Genomic DNA, 17570 nt, shown 5'->3' on the forward strand with positions numbered 1-17570 from the left:
ATGGTGGTAGAAATTTCGCGCGGCAACAATCCGTTGCGCGACCCAGATGATCGTCGCCTCAATCGTATTGCTGGCCCCAGCGCGCTCGTGATCTTCGGCGTAACAGGAGATCTGTCGCGCAAAAAGCTGATGCCCGCCGTATACGATCTCGCAAACCGCGGGCTTTTGCCACCGGGCTTCGCTCTCGTCGGGTTCGCTCGGCGTGACTGGGAAGATCAGGACTTTGCCAACGTCGTCTATGACGCTGTCAAAGAACACGCACGCACAGAGTTTCGTGATGAGACATGGCAGCAGCTGCTGCAAGGCATCCGTTTCGTTTCGGGAGAGTTCGGCGACCCGGATGCTTTCCGCCGCTTGCGTGAAACTGTCGAGAAGCTTGACGTCGAACGCGGCACGATGGGCAACCACGCGTACTACCTGTCGATACCTCCGAAGGGCTTTGCTGAAGTTGCCAAGCAGCTGAAGGATTCCGGTCTGGTCGATGAGACTGCCGACAATCCAGAGGGCTGGCGCCGAGTCGTCATCGAGAAGCCTTTCGGCCATGACCTCGCTTCGGCACGCGAACTCAACGACTCGCTGCGAACTGCTTTTCCCGCAGATTCCATCTTCCGCATCGATCACTACCTCGGTAAAGAAACAGTTCAGAACATCTTGGCGCTTCGTTTCGCGAACGAACTTTACGAGCCGCTGTGGAACCGCAACTACGTCGATCACGTACAGATCACGATGGCCGAGGATATCGGCGTCGGTGGCCGCGCTGGCTACTACGACGGAATCGGCGCCGCGCGTGACGTCATTCAGAACCACCTTCTTCAGCTTCTGGCGCTCACAGCAATGGAAGAACCCATCACGTTTAACGCGGCGGACCTCCGCGCCGAGAAGGAAAAGGTACTCGCGGCCGTCTCGCTCCCGGAAGATCTGTCTGAGGCAACCGCGCGCGGTCAGTATGCGGGTGGATGGCAGGGCGGCGAGCACGTCCCCGGCTTCCTAGAAGAAGATGGAATGGATCCGGAGTCCGCTACTGAGACGTACGCTGCGATCAAGCTCGAAATCAACACTCGACGATGGGCGGGGGTTCCGTTCTACCTTCGCGCTGGAAAGCGCCTCGGTCGCCGAGTGACCGAAATTGCTGTTGTTTTCAAACGATCGCCCGAGCACCTCTTCAGCCGTAGTCAGACATCTGGCCTAGGACAAAACGCGCTCGTCATCCGCGTGCAGCCCGATGAGGGCGTCACGATCCGTTTCGGCTCGAAGGTTCCTGGCGCTGGTACTCAAGTACGCGATGTGACGATGGACTTCGGCTACGGGCATGCTTTCACCGAGGCGAGCCCCGAGGCGTACGAGCGTTTGATCCTCGATGTACTTCTGGGCGACCCGCCCCTCTTTCCTCGGCACGAAGAAGTCGAGTTGAGCTGGAAGATACTCGATCCCATCGAAGAGTTTTGGAGCGCTCAGGGTGGACCCCTTGAGCAATATTCCCCGGGATCGTGGGGTCCGGCAGCAGCCGATGAGCTCCTCGCCCGTGACGGCCGTACTTGGAGGCGCCCATGATCGTCGATATGCCCGACACGAATGTCAGCAAGATCACTCGTGCGCTCGTCAACGTGCGAGAAGAAGGTGGTGCGGTTGCACTCGGAAGAGTGCTCACGCTCGTGATTGTGACGCGTCACGGCGCCGAAGAAGAAGTGATCGAAGCTGCGAATGACGCTTCGCGTGAGCACCCGATGCGCGTGATCGTCCTGATGATCGGCGAGAGCGACGAAGAAGCGAGACTTGACGCTCAAATTCGAGTGGGTGGTGACGCCGGCGCAAGCGAGGTCGTTCTCCTCAGCGCCCATGGTGCTACCGGGTCGAATGCCGAGAGCCTGGTCACAGGTCTCCTCCTCCCCGATGCTCCGGTGGTGGCCTGGTGGCCGACGCGCACGCCCGATCAGCCCTCGCGCTCGTCGGTAGGCAAGATTGCGCAGCGCCGTATCACCGATGCCGCCACTCAACCTGATCCTTCCGCGTGGGTGGGCGCATTGGGGGCCCACTACAGCCCGGGCGACACCGATTTTGCATGGACCCGCATCACGCGTTGGCGCGAGCAGCTCGCGGCAGTTCTGGATCAGCCGCCGTTCGAGCCAGTCACTCAAGCCGAAGTGCTGGGAGCGGCGGATTCGCCCTCCACTCCCCTGCTCGCGGCTTGGTTGCGACTCAAGCTCGGGGTTCCAGTCGAATGGCGCTACCTCTCTTCCGAAGAGTGGGTGAGTGGAATCAAATCAGTGCGGCTCACACGCGAGAGCGGCGACACCCTGTTGGAGCGCCCAGACGCGTCTACTGCGGTTTTGACACAGCCGGGCCAGCCCAGTCATGAACTCGCTTTTCCACGGCGAACACTGCGAGAGTGCCTTGCAGAAGAACTACGAAGCCTCGATCCTGACATCCTGTACGGTCGAGTGATCACGGACGGGTGGGACCTTTTGTCAGCCTCACCCACGGAGGAATGACATGACGAATGCTGTCAGCGAAAAACGCGTCATCATAAGTCCCGACCAGGAACATCTTGCCGCCACGGTATCGAAAAAGTTCCTCAATCGTGTCGTACGTCGAATCGAGGGCGACCGCCTCGCTCATATCGCGCTTACTGGCGGATCTATGGGTGGAGCGGTCCTCGCTGCAGCCGCAAAAAATCCGCTCGCGCAGGAGATCGATTGGTCGAAGGTTCACTTCTGGTGGGGTGACGAGAGGTTCGTTGCAGCCGCAGACCCCGACCGTAATGATGTTCAAGCGCGCTCCGCATTCCTCGACTCGATCGACATTCCCAGATCGAATATTCATTCCGTTGCGTCAACCGATTCCGGACAAGACATCGATGCTGCCGCCGCGGCGTACGCCGAGGAGCTTGCGCAGTTCTCGACCGGTGAGCAAGCGTGGCCTAGTTTCGATATATGTTTCTTAGGCGTCGGCCCGGACGCGCACATCGCGTCGCTCTTCCCAGACCGCGCTGAGATTCAGGTGACTGATCGCTCAACTGTCGCAGTTCGTGACTCTCCGAAGCCTCCGCCCAACCGCGTAAGTCTGACTCGACCCGTGATCAATTCGGCAAAGCGAGTGTGGCTTGTGATGTCCGGGCCCGACAAAGCTGCGGCTCTCGGGCTCGCGTTAGCTGGGGCGAGCTATGAGAGTGTCCCCGCAGCGGGTGCAAAGGGTCGCCGACGCACCGCGTTCTTCGTCGACGAAGCAGCAGCATCGCAGGTTCCGCCCGAACTGATCGATGGCGAATACTGAGCGCGTGCGGCTGATATGAAGAAGAGCGGATGCCTGACGGCATCCGCTCTTCTTCATATCAATGATGACGTGGGTCAGCTTGGCTGTCCCCGCCGTTCACGAAGCTGCTGAAGCGCGTCGCCGAGAAGGGTCTCTGCCTCTTCATCGGTACGGCGCTCTTTGACGTAAGCCAAGTGCGTTTTGTAAGGCTCGTTTCGTGACAACGCGGGAGGGTTCGCACGATCGCGTCCCGCAGGAAGACCAGAATGCGGCGAGTCGATCGTCTCTGGAATCTCTTCTTCTGCGATTCCGGCGGCGAAATGACGCACTGTCTCATTGCCTAGGGCGTCCCAATATGAAATCGACACGCGATCCGCATGAAAGCCGCGGTCCTGCTCTCCCATGGGCCCCGCCCCGACCCGAGTCCCACGAATAGCGTTTCCCCCAGTTGCCATGGCTAAATCCCTTGAAACTTGGTGATGAGGCCGAGGGCCACGATGGATGTGAACCACGCGAGCGCGAGGATCACCGTGAAGCGATTGAGGTTACGCTCGGCGAGACCGGAAGAGCCCAGGGCCGAGCTCATACCTCCGCCGAACATGTCGGAGAGACCCCCACCGCGCCCCTTATGGAGCAAAATGAGAAGGGTCAGCAAGAGGCTCGTGATGCCTAGAAGCACCTGGAGGACGAACTCGAGGATCTGCACAGTCTTTGCGGCCTTTCAGTGCGCCACCGTCGAAGCGCACGGTGTTCAAGTATACGGGTAGACGCGTCGCGATCTGTGACCAAACTTCGCTGGTCACAGATCGCTCAGCATCAAACTCCGACGTGCTTTTGGAAACGAATGATTGCGGCGAACTCGTCGGCGACCAAACTGCCGCCTCCAACGAGTGCACCATCAACATCGGGCTCACGCATGAAGCTCGCAATGTTGTTGGACTTTACCGACCCACCATAGAGCACGCGTGTACGCTCGGCCGCGTCAGCACCGAGCGTCTCAGCTACAACCGAACGCAACGTCGCGCAGACATCTTGCGCTTGCTCGGGTGTGGCCGCCTGCCCTGAGCCAATGGCCCAGACGGGCTCGTACGCAACGACAATGTCGCCCGTTGCGGGAACATTCTCCAAAGCAATCTTGAGCTGCCCGACGGGCACCGCACTCGCACCGAACTTCTCGAGATCTTCGGCCGTTTCACCAACGCAGATCACGGGTACTACTCCGTGACGCAATGCCGCCTGAACCTTGCTTGCCACGACCTCGTCAGTCTCGTTGTGGTGCTCGCGCCGCTCAGAGTGACCAATGATCACGTATGAGCAATCAAGTTTTGCAAGAAACGCACCCGATATCTCACCGGTGTAAGCGCCCGAGTCGTGAGCGGAGATGTCTTGCGCGCCGAGTGCGAATGGAATCTTGTCAGCATCCACCAGCGTCTGCACTGTGCGCAGATCGGTGAACGGAGGAAAGAGCGCGACCTCGACAGTGTCCGATTCGTGCTTCGCATCTTTCAACGCCCAGTGCAGTTTCTGAACGAGAGCCACAGACTGGAGATGATCGAGGTTCATCTTCCAGTTGCCTGCGATGAGAGGCTTTCTGCTTACGACCATCCGAGCACTTCCAATCCGGGGAGTTTCTTGCCCTCGAGGAATTCGAGGCTCGCGCCACCGCCGGTCGAGATGTGGCCGAATGCCGCATCCTCGAAACCGAGTTGGCGTACCGCTGCTGCTGAATCGCCGCCGCCGACGACGCTCAGTCCGTCGACTTCGGTGAGTGAACGAGCGACCGTTTTAGTTCCAGCGGCAAACGCCTCCATCTCGAACACACCCATCGGTCCGTTCCAGAAGACAGTCTTCGATCTGCGAATTACGTCCGCGAAAAGCTCGGCTGTCTGCGGTCCGATATCGAGACCGATCCCCGATGCGCCGAACGGAGTCGACTCGAGAGATTCCGCGCCAGCAACGACGTGGTCCGCGTCGGCAGCAAATGCCGAAGCTACGACAGCATCCACAGGAAGGACGATCTCAACCCCGCGCTCTTTTGCGTCGGCGAGGTAGCCGCGAACGGTGTCGAGCTGGTCTTTCTCCAACAAGCTCGCCCCCACGGCGTATCCCTGCGCAGCGAGGAACGTGAACATCATCCCGCCGCCAACAAGGATCGTGTTGACCCGAGGAAGCAGGTGTTCGATGACGCCCAACTTGTCGCTGACCTTTGAGCCGCCGAGAACGACCGCGTATGGGCGTTCCGGATTCTCGGTCAGACGGTCGAGAACCTCGACCTCTTTCTCGATCAAATATCCGGCCGCGGACGGGAGGAGCTCCGCGAGCTCATAGACGCTGGCTTGCTTACGGTGCACGACACCAAAGCCGTCCGAAACGAGAGCGTCACCGAGGGCCGCAAGCTGATGAGCGAAGGCGCGACGCTCGTCTGCATCCTTCGACGTCTCGCCTGGATTGAAGCGCAGATTTTCGATGACGGTGACGTCGCCGTCTTCGAGTGCGGCGACGGCTTCAGAAGCCGACTCCCCCACGGTGTCGCGGGCAAACGCAATCGGCTTGCCCAACAGCTCAGATAGCCGCTGTGCCACGGGTTCGAGACTGTATTTCGCGTTGGGCTCGCCATCAGGCCGGCCAAGGTGCGAGCAAACAATCAAACGAGCGCCCTGGTATATCAGGGCGTTGAGGGTTGGAAGCGTCGCCCGTACGCGACCATCGTCCGTGATGACCCCGTCCCGCAAGGGGACGTTGAGGTCAGCACGGACGATGATCCGCTTACCAGCGAGCGAACCCAACGAGGCGAGGGTGCGCAGTGACATGGTCGAGTCTCAGAGACGCTCTGCGACGTACTCGGTCAGGTCGACGAGGCGGTTGGAGTAACCCCACTCGTTGTCGTACCAAGCCGAAACCTTGACCAGGTTGCCGCTGACGTTGGTCAGTTCAGCGTCGAAGATCGAGGAGTGCGCGTTGAGTTGAATGTCGCTCGAAACAATCGGGTCCTCGGTGTACTCGAGGTATCCCTTGAGGCTGCCATCCGCTGCGGCTGCTTTGTATGCTGCGTTGATCTGCTCGACCGTCAGTCCCTCGGTGGGTGTGACGATCGTCAGGTCGACGATTGAACCGGTGGGCACCGGCACGCGGTAAGAAGAGCCGCTCAGCTTGCCGTTAAGCTCGGGCAGCACGAGGCCGATCGCCTTCGCAGCGCCTGTAGAAGCCGGAACGATGTTGATAGCGGCACCACGTGCACGACGAAGGTCGCTGTGTGGGCCGTCCTGGAGGTTCTGGTCAGCAGTGTAGGCGTGAGCGGTCATCATGAAGCCGCGCTCGATGCCGAAGTTGTCGTTGAAGACCTTCGCAAGGGGTGCGAGGCAGTTCGTGGTGCACGACGCGTTCGAGATGATCACGTCAGTCTCGGGGTTGTAGTCGCCCTCGTTAACGCCCATAACGATGGTCGCATCGTTACCCGTAGCGGGTGCCGAGATCAGAACCTTCTTGGCGCCACCAGCGATGTGCTTCTTAGCATCTTCCGCCTTGGTGAAACGACCCGTCGACTCAATGACGATGTCAACGCCCAGCTCACCCCAGGGGAGGTTTGCTGGGTCGCGCTCTGCGAATACCTTGATGGTTTTTCCGCCCACTGTGATCGACTCGCCGTCGTACGAAACGTCCTCTGAGAGGGGTCCGCCAACGGAGTCGTACTTCAACAGGTGAGCGAGAGTCTTGTTGTCGGTGAGGTCATTCACCGCCACGATTTCGATGTCCGCGCCCTGCGCAAGTGCTGCGCGCAGGTAGTTGCGTCCGATACGGCCGAAGCCGTTGATGCCAATCTTGACAGACACGGTGTCTCCCGGTTTCTCTTAGCGCTTTAGCGCCTTCGTTCCCCGGGTGGACGACCCGGAGATGGGGGGTCGTGCGGGTGCGACAACTCCCCGTAAGAAGGTAGCCTCGGAGCCTCGGTGAGCGAGGTCTCCGAGGCATCCTTACCTAGTTACGACACTACCAGCAGACCCGCTGCCTTCTCGCGAGCTGTGACAAAACGCTCTTGGACGTTGGCCCAGTTAGCGATGTTCCAGAACGCTTTCACGTAGTCCGCGCGAACGTTCTTGTAATCGAGGTAGTACGCGTGCTCCCACACGTCGAGCAGCAAAACCGGAATCGTGCCGGCGGCAAACTGCGCCTGCTGGTCGAAGAACTGCTGGATGATGAGGTTCTCACCGATGGAGTCCCAAAAGAGACCTGCCCAGCCGGAGCCCTGAACGCCGAGCGCCGCGGCGGTGAAATGAGCCTGGAACTTGTCGAACGAACCAAAGTTATCGTCGATTGCGGCCTGAAGTTCACCGGTCGGCTTGTCTCCACCGTTGGGCGAGAGGTTCGTCCAGAAGATCGAGTGGTTGGTGTGTCCACCGAGATTGAACGCAAGGTCCTTCTCGAGCTTGTTCACGTTCGAAAGGTTGCCTGAGTCACGAGCTTCTGCGAGCTGCTCAAGCGCGGTGTTCGCGCCAGTCACGTAGGCCTGGTGGTGCTTACTGTGGTGCAGCTCCATGATCGTCGCGCTGATGCTGGGCTCAAGCGCTGAGTAGTCGTAGGGGAGTTCGGGCAGCGTGTATGTCGCCATTATCTCTTCTTCCTGTCGGCGCCGCGCAAGGAGATCCTCGCGCGGCGAGGGGGACTTAGTCATCCTACCGAGCACCAACGACAGACGTGGGGGCTTGATTCCCGCAATGCGCAGGTATAGCGAATCGTCAGTCTTCAGCGCCGATGGGAACGGCGGACTCAGTGCCGGGTATGCCGTCAATCTCCGCCTTCTTATCGGCCATCGCCAACAAGCGCCGGATGCGCCCGGCGACAGCGTCCTTGGTCAGCGGCGGGTCGGCGTGGTGACCCAGTTCATCGAGACTGGCGTCACGATGTGCAAGTCGGAGATCGCCCGCTTCGCGGAGATGATCAGGGACGGTGTCAGCAAGTATTTCGAGCGCCCGCTCCACACGAGCACAAGCAGCAACCGCCGCCTGTGCGGATCGGCGAAGATTCGCGTCATCGAAATTAACAAGTCGGTTCACGCCCGCACGAACTTCGCGCCGCTGCCGAAGCTGATCCCACTCCTCGGCGGCCAACCGAGCGCCCATTTCGTGAAGCGTCTGACGAATTGCTTCGCCTTCTCTCACAACAACGCGAGGTACACCACGAACTTCACGAGCTTTAGACGGCACACCGATGCGGTGCGCGGCACCGACCAAAGCCATCGCTGCCTCGGGAGCAGGGCATGAAATCTCGAGAGCTGCGGACCGACCCGGATCGCTTAAAGTCCCCGCCGCCAGAAAAGCGCCACGCCAGATAGCCGCGAGATCTGCGGGTGCGCCCGTCGTGAGCTTGTTGGGTAGACCGCGAACAGGTCGCCTGCGCTGATCGAGCAAACCGGTCTGGCGCGCAAGGGTCTCTCCCCCATCGATCACCCGCACCGCGAAATGGCCAGCGCCAGATGACTGCACTGCAGCCAGCTGTGGGCGAACTCCGTAGATCTCAACGAGGTCTCGCGCAACACGGCGTGCGAGGAGGTCAGAGTCAAGCTCCGCCTCGACTGCAACACGACCAGCGATCGAGTGAAGTCCTCCGGAAAATCGCAAGATTGTTGTCAGCTCGGCGACTCGCGCGCTCGGGCGGGGGTCGCGCACCCGCAGCAGTTCTGCCTTTACGTCGGCGGTCAGGGGCACGGCTCTCCTCGGGGTCTTACGATTCTCATTGACGTTCCAGCCTACTCGCGACCGAGGTCGCGATGTTTGACTCGGATGGCGACGCCTGGAGTATCTCCAAGGAGGCGGGCAAGCTCTTGCGCGACAGCGACGGACCGATGTTTGCCCCCCGTGCACCCCACAGCAACAACGGAGTGGCGCTTGTTCTCCCGCTGATATCCCGCAAGAACCGGGCTCAGCGCGGCCGAATAGGAGTCAAGAAAAGCTCTGGCTCCTTCTTGAGAAAGCACGAAGTCACGCACAGCGGTGTCTTCGCCCGTCAAGCTACGGAGCTCTTCTACCCAGTAAGGATTCGGAAGAAATCTCATGTCAGCGACGATGTCGGCGTCGGGCGGCAGCCCGTACTTGAATCCAAAACTCATGATTGTAAGCGTGTGCCGCGCTGACCCCTGCGCGCTAAAGAGGTCGTACACGTGAGATGCAAGTTCGTGCACGTTATATGTGGATGTGTCGATGACGATATCCGCGTTTTCCCGGATAACCGCCAATCGCTCGCGCTCGCGGCGAATACCATCGATGATCGTGCCGTCACCCTGCAAGGGATGCGGGCGGCGAACAGCTTCAAAGCGACGCACGAGTACACCGTCAGTAGCGTCCAGAAAAACTGTGCGCGTCTGGCGTCCATCGCGAAGTGATCGAATTTCGCGAGGAAGCTCCGTGAACAGACCGCGGCCACGAACGTCCACGATCGCTGCGACTCTCGGCAACGCTCCCCCGGCTCGCTCGGTGATATCAAGCAGCGGGGTGAGCATCTGCGGCGGAAGATTATCTACGACGTACCAGTCGAGATCTTCCAAGGCGTTGGCCACCGTCGATCTGCCCGCGCCCGACATGCCGGTCACGACGAGTACTTCGCCGGCTTGCTGAGGCCCCTCGGCCATCACACTTCCTCCTCACGGACGCACAGCGTCGCCCTTCGGTGCGTCCAGCCTACTGATCGGCTAAGTGCTGCTGAACCGAAGCGGCAAGTTTCGGACCGATACCCGGCAACTCAGTAATCTGCTCGACTGTGGCACCACGAAGTGCTGAGACCGAACCAAAGTGACGCAATAACGCGCGTATCCGCGACGCACCAAGTCCGGGAACGTCCGAAAGAACGGTGGTGATGTCTCGCTTGCGACGCTTGCGCTGGTGGGTGATCGCGAAGCGGTGAGCCTCGTCACGTAGTCGCTGCAGAAGATAGAGCGACTCCGACGCGCGCGGCAAGATCACTGGATAATCCTCACCGGGTAGCCACACTTCTTCGAGGCGCTTCGCGATGCCGCAGAGCGCTATCTCGGTGTGCCCGGAGTCTTCGAGCGCACGCGCTGCAGCAGCAACTTGAGGCGCGCCTCCATCTACAACAAGAAGTTGCGGACGATAGGCGAAGCGTGGTCTGGGCGCCGGGGGAATTGAGACGCCTTCGACGTCGACGGTCGGATCAGGCGGCGAAGCTTCCGGCTCGTCGCGCCCATCGAGATGCGCCAATCTGCGAGTCAATACCTGATAGATAGAGTCGGTGTCGTCGGTCGTCTCCGGAATCGAGAACGATCGATACTGATCTTTTCTCGGAAGTCCGTCCTCAAAAACCACCATCGAGGCGACCACATTTGTTCCAGATAGATGGGACACGTCGAAACACTCGATGCGCAGGGGTGCCTCTTCGAGCGCGAGTGCTGACTGGAGGTCGGTGAGTGCCTGCGTGCGCGCAACGTAATCACTCGTGCGTCGAGTTTTGTAGAGCATCAGGGCTTGACGCGCGTTGAGTTCGGCGGTCTTCATCAGTTCAGCTTTATGTCCGCGCTGCGCTACCTGAATGGTGACGTTCTTGCCTCTTTTGGCGCGAAGCCACTGCGTGAGTTCGTCGATGTCGTCTGGAAGCGAAGGCACGAGGACTTGCTTTGGAATATCGGATGCCGCGGCGTCACCGTATGTGCGCTGGATTATCTGATCCACCAAATCAGCGCCCGAAATATCTATCTCTTTCTCGATTGTCACCGCCTGCACTCCGCGTACGCGTCCGCCGCGCACGACAAAGTGCTGCACTGCAGCCGCTAGCTCGTCTTCAGCGATACCGAAAAGGTCTGCTTCAGTTTCGTCCGGCAACACGAGGGCGCTTCGAGAGAGCACGGCATCAATGGCCTGAAGCTTGTCGCGGTAAGAACCGGCAGCCTCGTAATCCATGGCGGCGGATGCCTCCCGCATCCGTGCCGTCAGCTCCTTTGCGAAACGCTGGTCGCTGCCCGACATGAAAGCGACGAAGTCATTGACGATCGCCCGGTGCTCGTCGATCGTTACACGCATCGAACAGGGCCCACCGCATCGGCCGATTTGACCGGGGAAACAGGGCCTTCCGGTCGCCATCGCCTTTTTGTATGAGGAATCCGAGCAGGTGCGAATCGGGAATACCTTGATCATGAGATCGATGGTGTCGTGAACGGCCCAGATCTTCGGATAGGGCCCGAAGTACTTCGCCCCTTTGATCTTGCGATTGCGGGTGACGATCACTCGTGGAGCCTCGTCTGCCAGAGTGATTGCCATGAACGGGTACGACTTGTCGTCCTTGTACCTGACGTTGAACTGCGGCGAGTACTCCTGGATCCACATGTACTCCAGTTGGAGAGCTTCGACATCGCTGCCCACCACTGTCCATTCGACAGACGAGGCAGTTGTCACCATCCGCCTCGTGCGCTCGTGAAGAGTGCGAAGCGGAGCGAAGTAGTTAGAGAGCCTCGCGCGCAGGTTCTTCGCTTTGCCGACGTAGAGCACTCGACCCTCTGCGTCGCGAAAACGATAGACGCCAGGGTCGGTGGGAATCTCCCCCTGTTTCGGCTTGTACGGAAGCTGAGACACTATCCCGCCTCGCGTTGTGCCTGAGAGCCGAGCACCTCCGCGAGGAATACTCCTGTGTAGCTGGCCTTTTCTTTGGCCACCACCTCTGGCGTGCCGGTTGCAACGATTGTTCCGCCGCCAGAGCCACCTTCGGGGCCAAGATCAATGACCCAGTCGGCAGACTTGATGACGTCGAGGTTGTGCTCGATAACTACGACAGTGTTGCCTTTGTCGACAAGGCTGTTCAGCACACCCAAGAGAAGCGAGACATCTTCAAAATGCAGGCCTGTCGTCGGCTCATCGAGCACATAGATCGAGCGCCCATTGCTTCTCCGCTGCAGCTCGGTCGCAAGTTTGACGCGCTGGGCCTCTCCTCCAGAAAGAGTGGTCGCTGACTGACCGAGCCGCACATATCCGAGGCCAACATCGACAAGCGTCTTCATGTAGCGATAGATCGCTTGGATGGGCTCGAAGAACTCTGCTGCTTCGGCGATCGGCATCTCAAGGACCTCGGCAATATTCTTGCCCTTGTAGTGCACCGAAAGAGTGTCGCGGTTGTAGCGCTTACCCTGACAGACCTCACAGTCCACATAAACGTCCGGCAAGAAGTTCATCTCGATCTTGATCGTTCCGTCGCCCGAACAGGCTTCGCAGCGACCGCCCTTGACGTTGAAGCTGAAGCGACCCGCTTGATAACCCCGTGCTTTCGCCTCGGGAGTATCGCTGAAGAGGTTACGGATGCGATCGAAGACGCCCGTGTATGTGGCCGGATTCGATCGCGGCGTACGACCGATAGGCGCCTGATCGACGTGGACGACCTTGTCGAGGTTGTCTAGTCCCGTCACACGGGTGTGCTTACCGGGCACGCGACGTGCACCGTTGAGCCGTGAGGCCAATACCTCGTACAGGATGCCGTTCACCAAAGACGACTTACCCGAGCCACTCACTCCGGTAACCGCCGTCAGCACGCCGAGAGGAAAGTTCGCGGTGACATTTTGCAGGTTGTTTGCGCGAGCCCCAACGACCGAGATTTGGCGCTTCTTGTCGATCGGTCGTCGTTTCGCTGGCAAATCGATCTGTCGGCGTCCAGACAAATAGTCGGCGGTCAAAGATTTCGATTCAGCGAGGAGCTGCGAGTACGGCCCCGAGTGCACGACGTTTCCGCCGTCCACACCCGCGCGTGGACCGATATCAACAACCCAGTCAGCTGCCTGGATTGTCTCTTCGTCGTGTTCAACGACGATGAGCGTGTTTCCAAGATTCTTGAGCGCCAAGAGCGTGTCAATCAATCGCCGATTATCGCGCTGGTGAAGGCCGATTGAAGGCTCATCGAGCACGTAGAGCACGCCGGTGAGTCCGGAACCGATTTGCGTTGCGAGACGGATGCGCTGGGCCTCGCCACCCGAAAGTGACCCTGCCGCTCGCGACAAACTGAGGTACGTCAGACCCACCTGAATAAGGAAGTCGAGCCGCGCACGAATCTCCCGCAGTACCGCAGCGGCAATCTTGGCTTCCCGATCGGTGAGCTGAAGCTGGGCGAAGAAGACTTGAGCGTCAGCCAGGCTCAAACTCGCGGCATCCGCGATCGAGTGTTCGTTGACCATAACGGCGAGCACTTCTGGCTTGAGTCGTGCGCCGTTGCACGCAACGCATGGAATTTCACGGAGGTACTCCGCCCAACGCTGTCGAGCGCCGTCTGACTCGGCCTGCTGATACTGCCGCTCGATGTACGGAGCGACGCCTTCGAATCCCGAGGTGTACCGCATCTCGCGACCGAAGCGGTTTTTCCATTTCACGGAAACTTTGAAGTCATTGCCGTGCAATACGGCATCTTTTACCTCTTGAGGAAGCGACTTCCACGGTGTGTCGAGTGAGAACTCGAGGTCTGCCGAAAGGCCTTCGAGAAGTCGCTCGTAGTACTGAAAGAGGCCCTTACCCTGAGTCGTCCAAGGAATCACGACCCCCTCGTTAATCGACAAGTCTTCGTCGCCGAGCAACAGTTCGATATCGACCGACATGCGCGTTCCGAGCCCCGAGCACGTGGGGCACGCGCCGAACGGCGCGTTGAAGGAAAATGTCCGAGGTTCGATTTCGGTGAGCTGGAGCGGGTGGCCGTTCGGGCAGGCGAGTCTCTCGCTGAAGTTCTGCCACGCCTCGTCGCCCTCTTCGTCCACGAAATTCACCTGGAGCGTGCCACCGGCGAGTCCGAGAGCTGTTTCGACCGAGTCGGTGACACGGCTCAGGATTTCGGAACTGGCCACGAGACGATCGACCACAACCGCAATGTCGTGCTTATAGCTTTTCTTCAGGGTGGGGGGCTCGGCCAGTTGCACGAGATCGCCATCCACGACCGCGCGCGCATATCCCTTCGCAGAAAGCTCTTTGAAGAGGTCGACGAACTCACCCTTCTTCTGCGACACGATGGGCGCAACGACCTGATAGCGCGTGCCATCGGCGAGCTCCATCAACTGATCTGCGATCTGCTGCACAGTTTGGCGCTGAATGATTTCGCCACACTCTGGACAGTGGGGAACACCGATGCGGGCCCATAGCAGACGCATATAGTCGTATATCTCGGTGATAGTACCGACGGTGGAGCGCGGGTTGCGGTTGGTCGACTTCTGATCGATGGAGACAGCGGGGCTGAGTCCTTCGATAAAGTCAACATCGGGTCGATCTACCTGTCCAAGAAATTGACGTGCGTACGCACTCAAAGATTCGACGTAGCGACGTTGGCCTTCAGCGAAAATGGTGTCGAACGCCAGGCTCGACTTGCCGGAACCGGAAAGACCCGTGAAAACAACGAGAGAATCTCGCGGGATATCGAGGTCGACGTTCTTGAGGTTGTGGACGCGAGCACCACGAACACTGAGCGTTCCAGTGTTGTGGCCGAGGTCAGAAACAGGCACGATGGGCACACCACAAGTCTAGAGCGACCCTCCGACATCGGCTCCGGGGAGGTCGCCTCGGCTTACTCTCTTCGCTGTGATGCGAACGGTGCGAGTCCATCACGAAGCTGCACAAGAGCAGCCTCATCCACTCCAACGCGTCGCATGATTTCGGCGGGGATGCCGAGCGCCGCAGTTCTCAACTCCGCGCCCGACGACGTGAGTGAAATATCAAGTACACGTTCGTCCGCAGCCCGGCGAGTTCGCTTGACCCTCCCCTGCGCCTCGAGACGTTTGATTAGTGGGGACAGGGTCGCCGGTTCCATCGCAAGATCGCTAGCAATATCGCCGAGCGATCGAGGTGAGCGTTCCCACAACGCCAGCATTACTAGGTATTGCGGGTGCGTGAGTCCCAATGGTTCCAACACCGGTCGGTAGATCGACACGATGTTTCGCGCTGCGGTCACGAGGGCGAAGCACACCTGGTTTTCGAGACGGAGTGCGTTTTCGTCTGACATTTATCGCCTCCCGGAAATTAATTAGTACACTAAGTAATTATGGCAGATAGAAATGACCCGGCCGCCAAGCGCTCGTTTCGCACAAGGATCCGCGAAGCCGGTGGCTGGTACGCGTGGATCAACGCGACATTAATAAAAGCCGCAGGCCCGGCCTCGGTCGGCCCGTATGAGACTTCTCCTGAACCGACGCGCACTGCGAGACCGTGCCCGTTATGCGGCGCTCCGATGGACGCTCACACATTCGACCGCAGCGGTCCGAAGCCGCTCATGCACTGCCCCTAGGCGTGGCCGGCACGTTCCATCGCTCGCAAGTCTTTCTTCATATCTTGGACTTCATCGCGAAGCCGAGCCGCTAGCTCGAATTTCAATTCGGATGCCGCGGTCAGCATTTGGTCCGACAGATCAGCGATCGTGGATCTCAGCTGGTCGGCACCTTCAGATGCAATACCGCCGCTACGAAGGTTCGGGGTCGGGGCTTTCTTCTTTCCTTTTCCAGCTGACTCGCTTCGCGCCAACATCGCTTTGGTGTCTGCACCTTCGCGCAGGAGCGCATCGGTGATGTCAGCAATCTTCTTGCGGAGCGGTTGAGGGTCTACCCCGTGCTCTGTGTTGTAGGAAATCTGTTTCTCACGACGACGATCGGTCTCATCAATCGCCTTACGCATCGAATCGGTTATCTTGTCGGCATACATGTGGACTTGTCCCGACACATTTCGCGCCGCACGACCGATGGTCTGGATCAGCGAGGTTCCAGAACGAAGGAAGCCCTCTTTGTCGGCATCCAAAATCGAAACGAGCGAAACCTCAGGCAGGTCGAGCCCCTCACGTAGCAGGTTGATGCCAACGAGTACGTCGTAAACGCCAGCACGAAGCTCGGTGAGCAATTCGACACGGCGGAGCGTATCGACATCCGAATGCAAGTAGCGCACTCGCACGCCGTGCTCGCTCAGAAAGTCAGTCAGCTCTTCTGACATCTTCTTTGTCAACGTGGTGACCAATACGCGTTCATCACGCTCGACACGAAGCCGAATCTCTTCGAGAAGATCGTCAATCTGGCCCTTCGATGGCTTAACGACAATCTCCGGGTCAACCAAGCCCGTCGGCCGAATGATCTGCTCGACAATTCCGTCAGCGATGCCCATTTCGTAGCGCCCGGGTGTGGCGGAGAGGTAAACGGTCTGACCGATTCGATTCTTGAACTCGTCCCAGCGAAGTGGGCGATTGTCCATGGCGCTGGGCAGACGGAATCCGTGCTCCACGAGCGTGCGCTTGCGCGAGGCATCGCCCTCGTACATTGCACCGATCTGCGGAACGGTTACGTGAGACTCATCAATTACCAACAAGAAGTCGTCTGGAAAAAAGTCCAGAAGTGTGTGGGGTGGCTCCCCCGGCTCACGCACATCGAGGTGTCGTGAATAGTTCTCGATTCCGGAGCAGAATCCCAGTTGCTGAAGCATTTCAAGGTCGAATGTCGTTCGCATCCGCAACCGCTGCGCTTCCAACAGTTTTCCCTGGGATTCGAACTCTTTGAGTCGCTCAGCGAGTTCTTCTTCAATAGTCCCAATTGCGCGCTGCACAACGTCTGCTCCTGCAACGTAGTGTGACGCAGGAAAAATGGGCACAGACTGCATCTTTTGGACCACGTCACCCGTCAAAGGATGCAACATGTAGAGCGCCTCGATCTCGTCGCCGAAGAGCTCGATACGAATCGCGTATTCCTCGTACACCGGAATAATCTCAATCGTGTCGCCACGTACACGGAAATTGCCGCGCGAAAAATCGACATCATTGCGGTTGTACTGCATCGAAATGAACTGTCGAATCAATGCGTCACGGTCGTATCGCTCCCCCACTTGGAGCGCGACCATCGCACGAAGGTACTCCTCCGGCGCGCCGAGACCGTAGATACACGAAACCGTCGAAACCACCACGACGTCTCGTCGAGATAGCAGGGAGTTCGTTGTGGAGTGACGCAGCCGCTCAACTTCTGAGTTGATCGACGAGTCTTTCTCAATGAAGGTGTCGGTCTGTGGAACGTACGCTTCCGGTTGGTAATAGTCGTAGTACGAGACAAAATACTCAACCGCGTTGTGAGGAAGTAGCTCGCGAAACTCGTTTGCAAGCTGCGCAGCCAGCGTCTTATTGTGCGCGAGTATGAGCGTTGGCCGCTGAACCTGCTCTACAAGCCAAGCCGTCGTCGCTGACTTTCCGGTGCCCGTGGCTCCGAGCAAGACGACATCTGTTTCGCCAGCGTTGACGCGTGCCGCAAGGTCTGCGATCGCCTTCGGCTGGTCACCTGAAGGTTCATAGTCGCTGACGACCTCGAAGGGACGTACGGAACGAGTCGGCTGCATAAAACTAGG

At 59.0% G+C, this 17570-nt stretch carries 15 protein-coding genes; 3 read left to right on the plus strand and 12 right to left on the minus strand.

Going from position 1 to position 17570, the window contains the following annotated elements; all coding sequences use genetic code 11:
- From zwf to pgl, 3 genes are read left to right on the plus strand one after another with little or no spacing between them, the layout of a single operon-like run.
- Positions 1-1551, plus strand: coding sequence for a glucose-6-phosphate dehydrogenase (zwf, locus tag FHS06_RS12895; protein ID WP_167049892.1), 1551 nt, complete (start codon positions 1-3; stop codon positions 1549-1551).
- Complete coding sequence (locus FHS06_RS12900) at positions 1548-2489, plus strand: glucose-6-phosphate dehydrogenase assembly protein OpcA (RefSeq protein WP_167049894.1); 942 nt, start codon at positions 1548-1550, stop codon at positions 2487-2489. Before zwf ends, FHS06_RS12900 begins: the two co-directional genes overlap by 4 nt.
- 1 nt (position 2490) lies before the next feature.
- Positions 2491-3270, plus strand: coding sequence for a 6-phosphogluconolactonase (gene pgl / locus FHS06_RS12905; RefSeq protein ID WP_167049896.1), 780 nt, complete (start codon positions 2491-2493; stop codon positions 3268-3270).
- A gap of 74 nt (positions 3271-3344) precedes the next feature.
- Here pgl and FHS06_RS12910 read toward each other — a convergent pair whose 3' ends face one another.
- The 12 genes from FHS06_RS12910 to uvrB form a co-directional block, all read right to left on the minus strand.
- Positions 3345-3704, minus strand: coding sequence for an RNA polymerase-binding protein RbpA (locus FHS06_RS12910; protein WP_167049898.1), 360 nt, complete (start codon positions 3702-3704; stop codon positions 3345-3347).
- A 2-nt stretch (positions 3705-3706) separates the two neighbouring features.
- The gene (gene secG, locus FHS06_RS12915; protein ID WP_165138367.1) at positions 3707-3955 is read right to left on the minus strand and encodes a preprotein translocase subunit SecG; all 249 of its coding nucleotides are present in this window, start codon (positions 3953-3955) and stop codon (positions 3707-3709) included.
- A 110-nt stretch (positions 3956-4065) separates the two neighbouring features.
- Positions 4066-4854 carry a triose-phosphate isomerase gene (gene tpiA, locus FHS06_RS12920; protein WP_167049900.1) on the minus strand — a complete coding sequence of 263 codons (789 nt, stop codon included), beginning with the start codon at positions 4852-4854 and terminating at the stop codon, positions 4066-4068.
- Positions 4845-6059, minus strand: a complete 1215-nt coding sequence (locus FHS06_RS12925) for a phosphoglycerate kinase (protein WP_167049902.1) — start codon at positions 6057-6059, stop codon at positions 4845-4847. The genes tpiA and FHS06_RS12925 overlap by 10 nt, the downstream gene beginning before the upstream one ends.
- Before the next feature lie 9 nt (positions 6060-6068).
- Positions 6069-7079: a type I glyceraldehyde-3-phosphate dehydrogenase gene (gene gap, locus FHS06_RS12930; RefSeq protein WP_167049905.1), complete on the minus strand. Its 1011-nt coding sequence runs from the start codon at positions 7077-7079 to the stop codon at positions 6069-6071.
- 149 nt (positions 7080-7228) lie between these two features.
- Positions 7229-7855, minus strand: a complete 627-nt coding sequence (locus tag FHS06_RS12935; protein ID WP_167049907.1) for a superoxide dismutase — start codon at positions 7853-7855, stop codon at positions 7229-7231.
- Positions 7856-7982: 127 nt separating this feature from the next.
- On the minus strand, positions 7983-8951 hold the full coding sequence (whiA, locus tag FHS06_RS12940) for a DNA-binding protein WhiA (RefSeq protein ID WP_167049910.1): 969 nt from the start codon (positions 8949-8951) through the stop codon (positions 7983-7985).
- Between the two features lie 41 nt (positions 8952-8992).
- A complete protein-coding gene (gene rapZ, locus FHS06_RS12945) occupies positions 8993-9871 on the minus strand; it encodes an RNase adapter RapZ (RefSeq protein WP_167049912.1) in 879 nt (292 codons plus the stop codon).
- A gap of 49 nt (positions 9872-9920) precedes the next feature.
- Positions 9921-11825, minus strand: a complete 1905-nt coding sequence (gene uvrC, locus FHS06_RS12950) for an excinuclease ABC subunit UvrC (RefSeq protein WP_167050357.1) — start codon at positions 11823-11825, stop codon at positions 9921-9923.
- Positions 11822-14719 carry an excinuclease ABC subunit UvrA gene (gene uvrA / locus FHS06_RS12955; protein WP_167049914.1) on the minus strand — a complete coding sequence of 966 codons (2898 nt, stop codon included), beginning with the start codon at positions 14717-14719 and terminating at the stop codon, positions 11822-11824. Before uvrA ends, uvrC begins: the two co-directional genes overlap by 4 nt.
- A gap of 53 nt (positions 14720-14772) precedes the next feature.
- Complete coding sequence (locus FHS06_RS12960) at positions 14773-15207, minus strand: MarR family winged helix-turn-helix transcriptional regulator (RefSeq protein WP_167049916.1); 435 nt, start codon at positions 15205-15207, stop codon at positions 14773-14775.
- A gap of 278 nt (positions 15208-15485) precedes the next feature.
- Positions 15486-17561 carry an excinuclease ABC subunit UvrB gene (gene uvrB / locus FHS06_RS12970; RefSeq protein WP_167049919.1) on the minus strand — a complete coding sequence of 692 codons (2076 nt, stop codon included), beginning with the start codon at positions 17559-17561 and terminating at the stop codon, positions 15486-15488.
- Positions 17562-17570 lie beyond the last annotated feature (9 nt).

The organism is Microbacterium halimionae (genome assembly GCF_011761265.1).
Classification (GTDB): domain Bacteria; phylum Actinomycetota; class Actinomycetes; order Actinomycetales; family Microbacteriaceae; genus Microbacterium; species Microbacterium halimionae.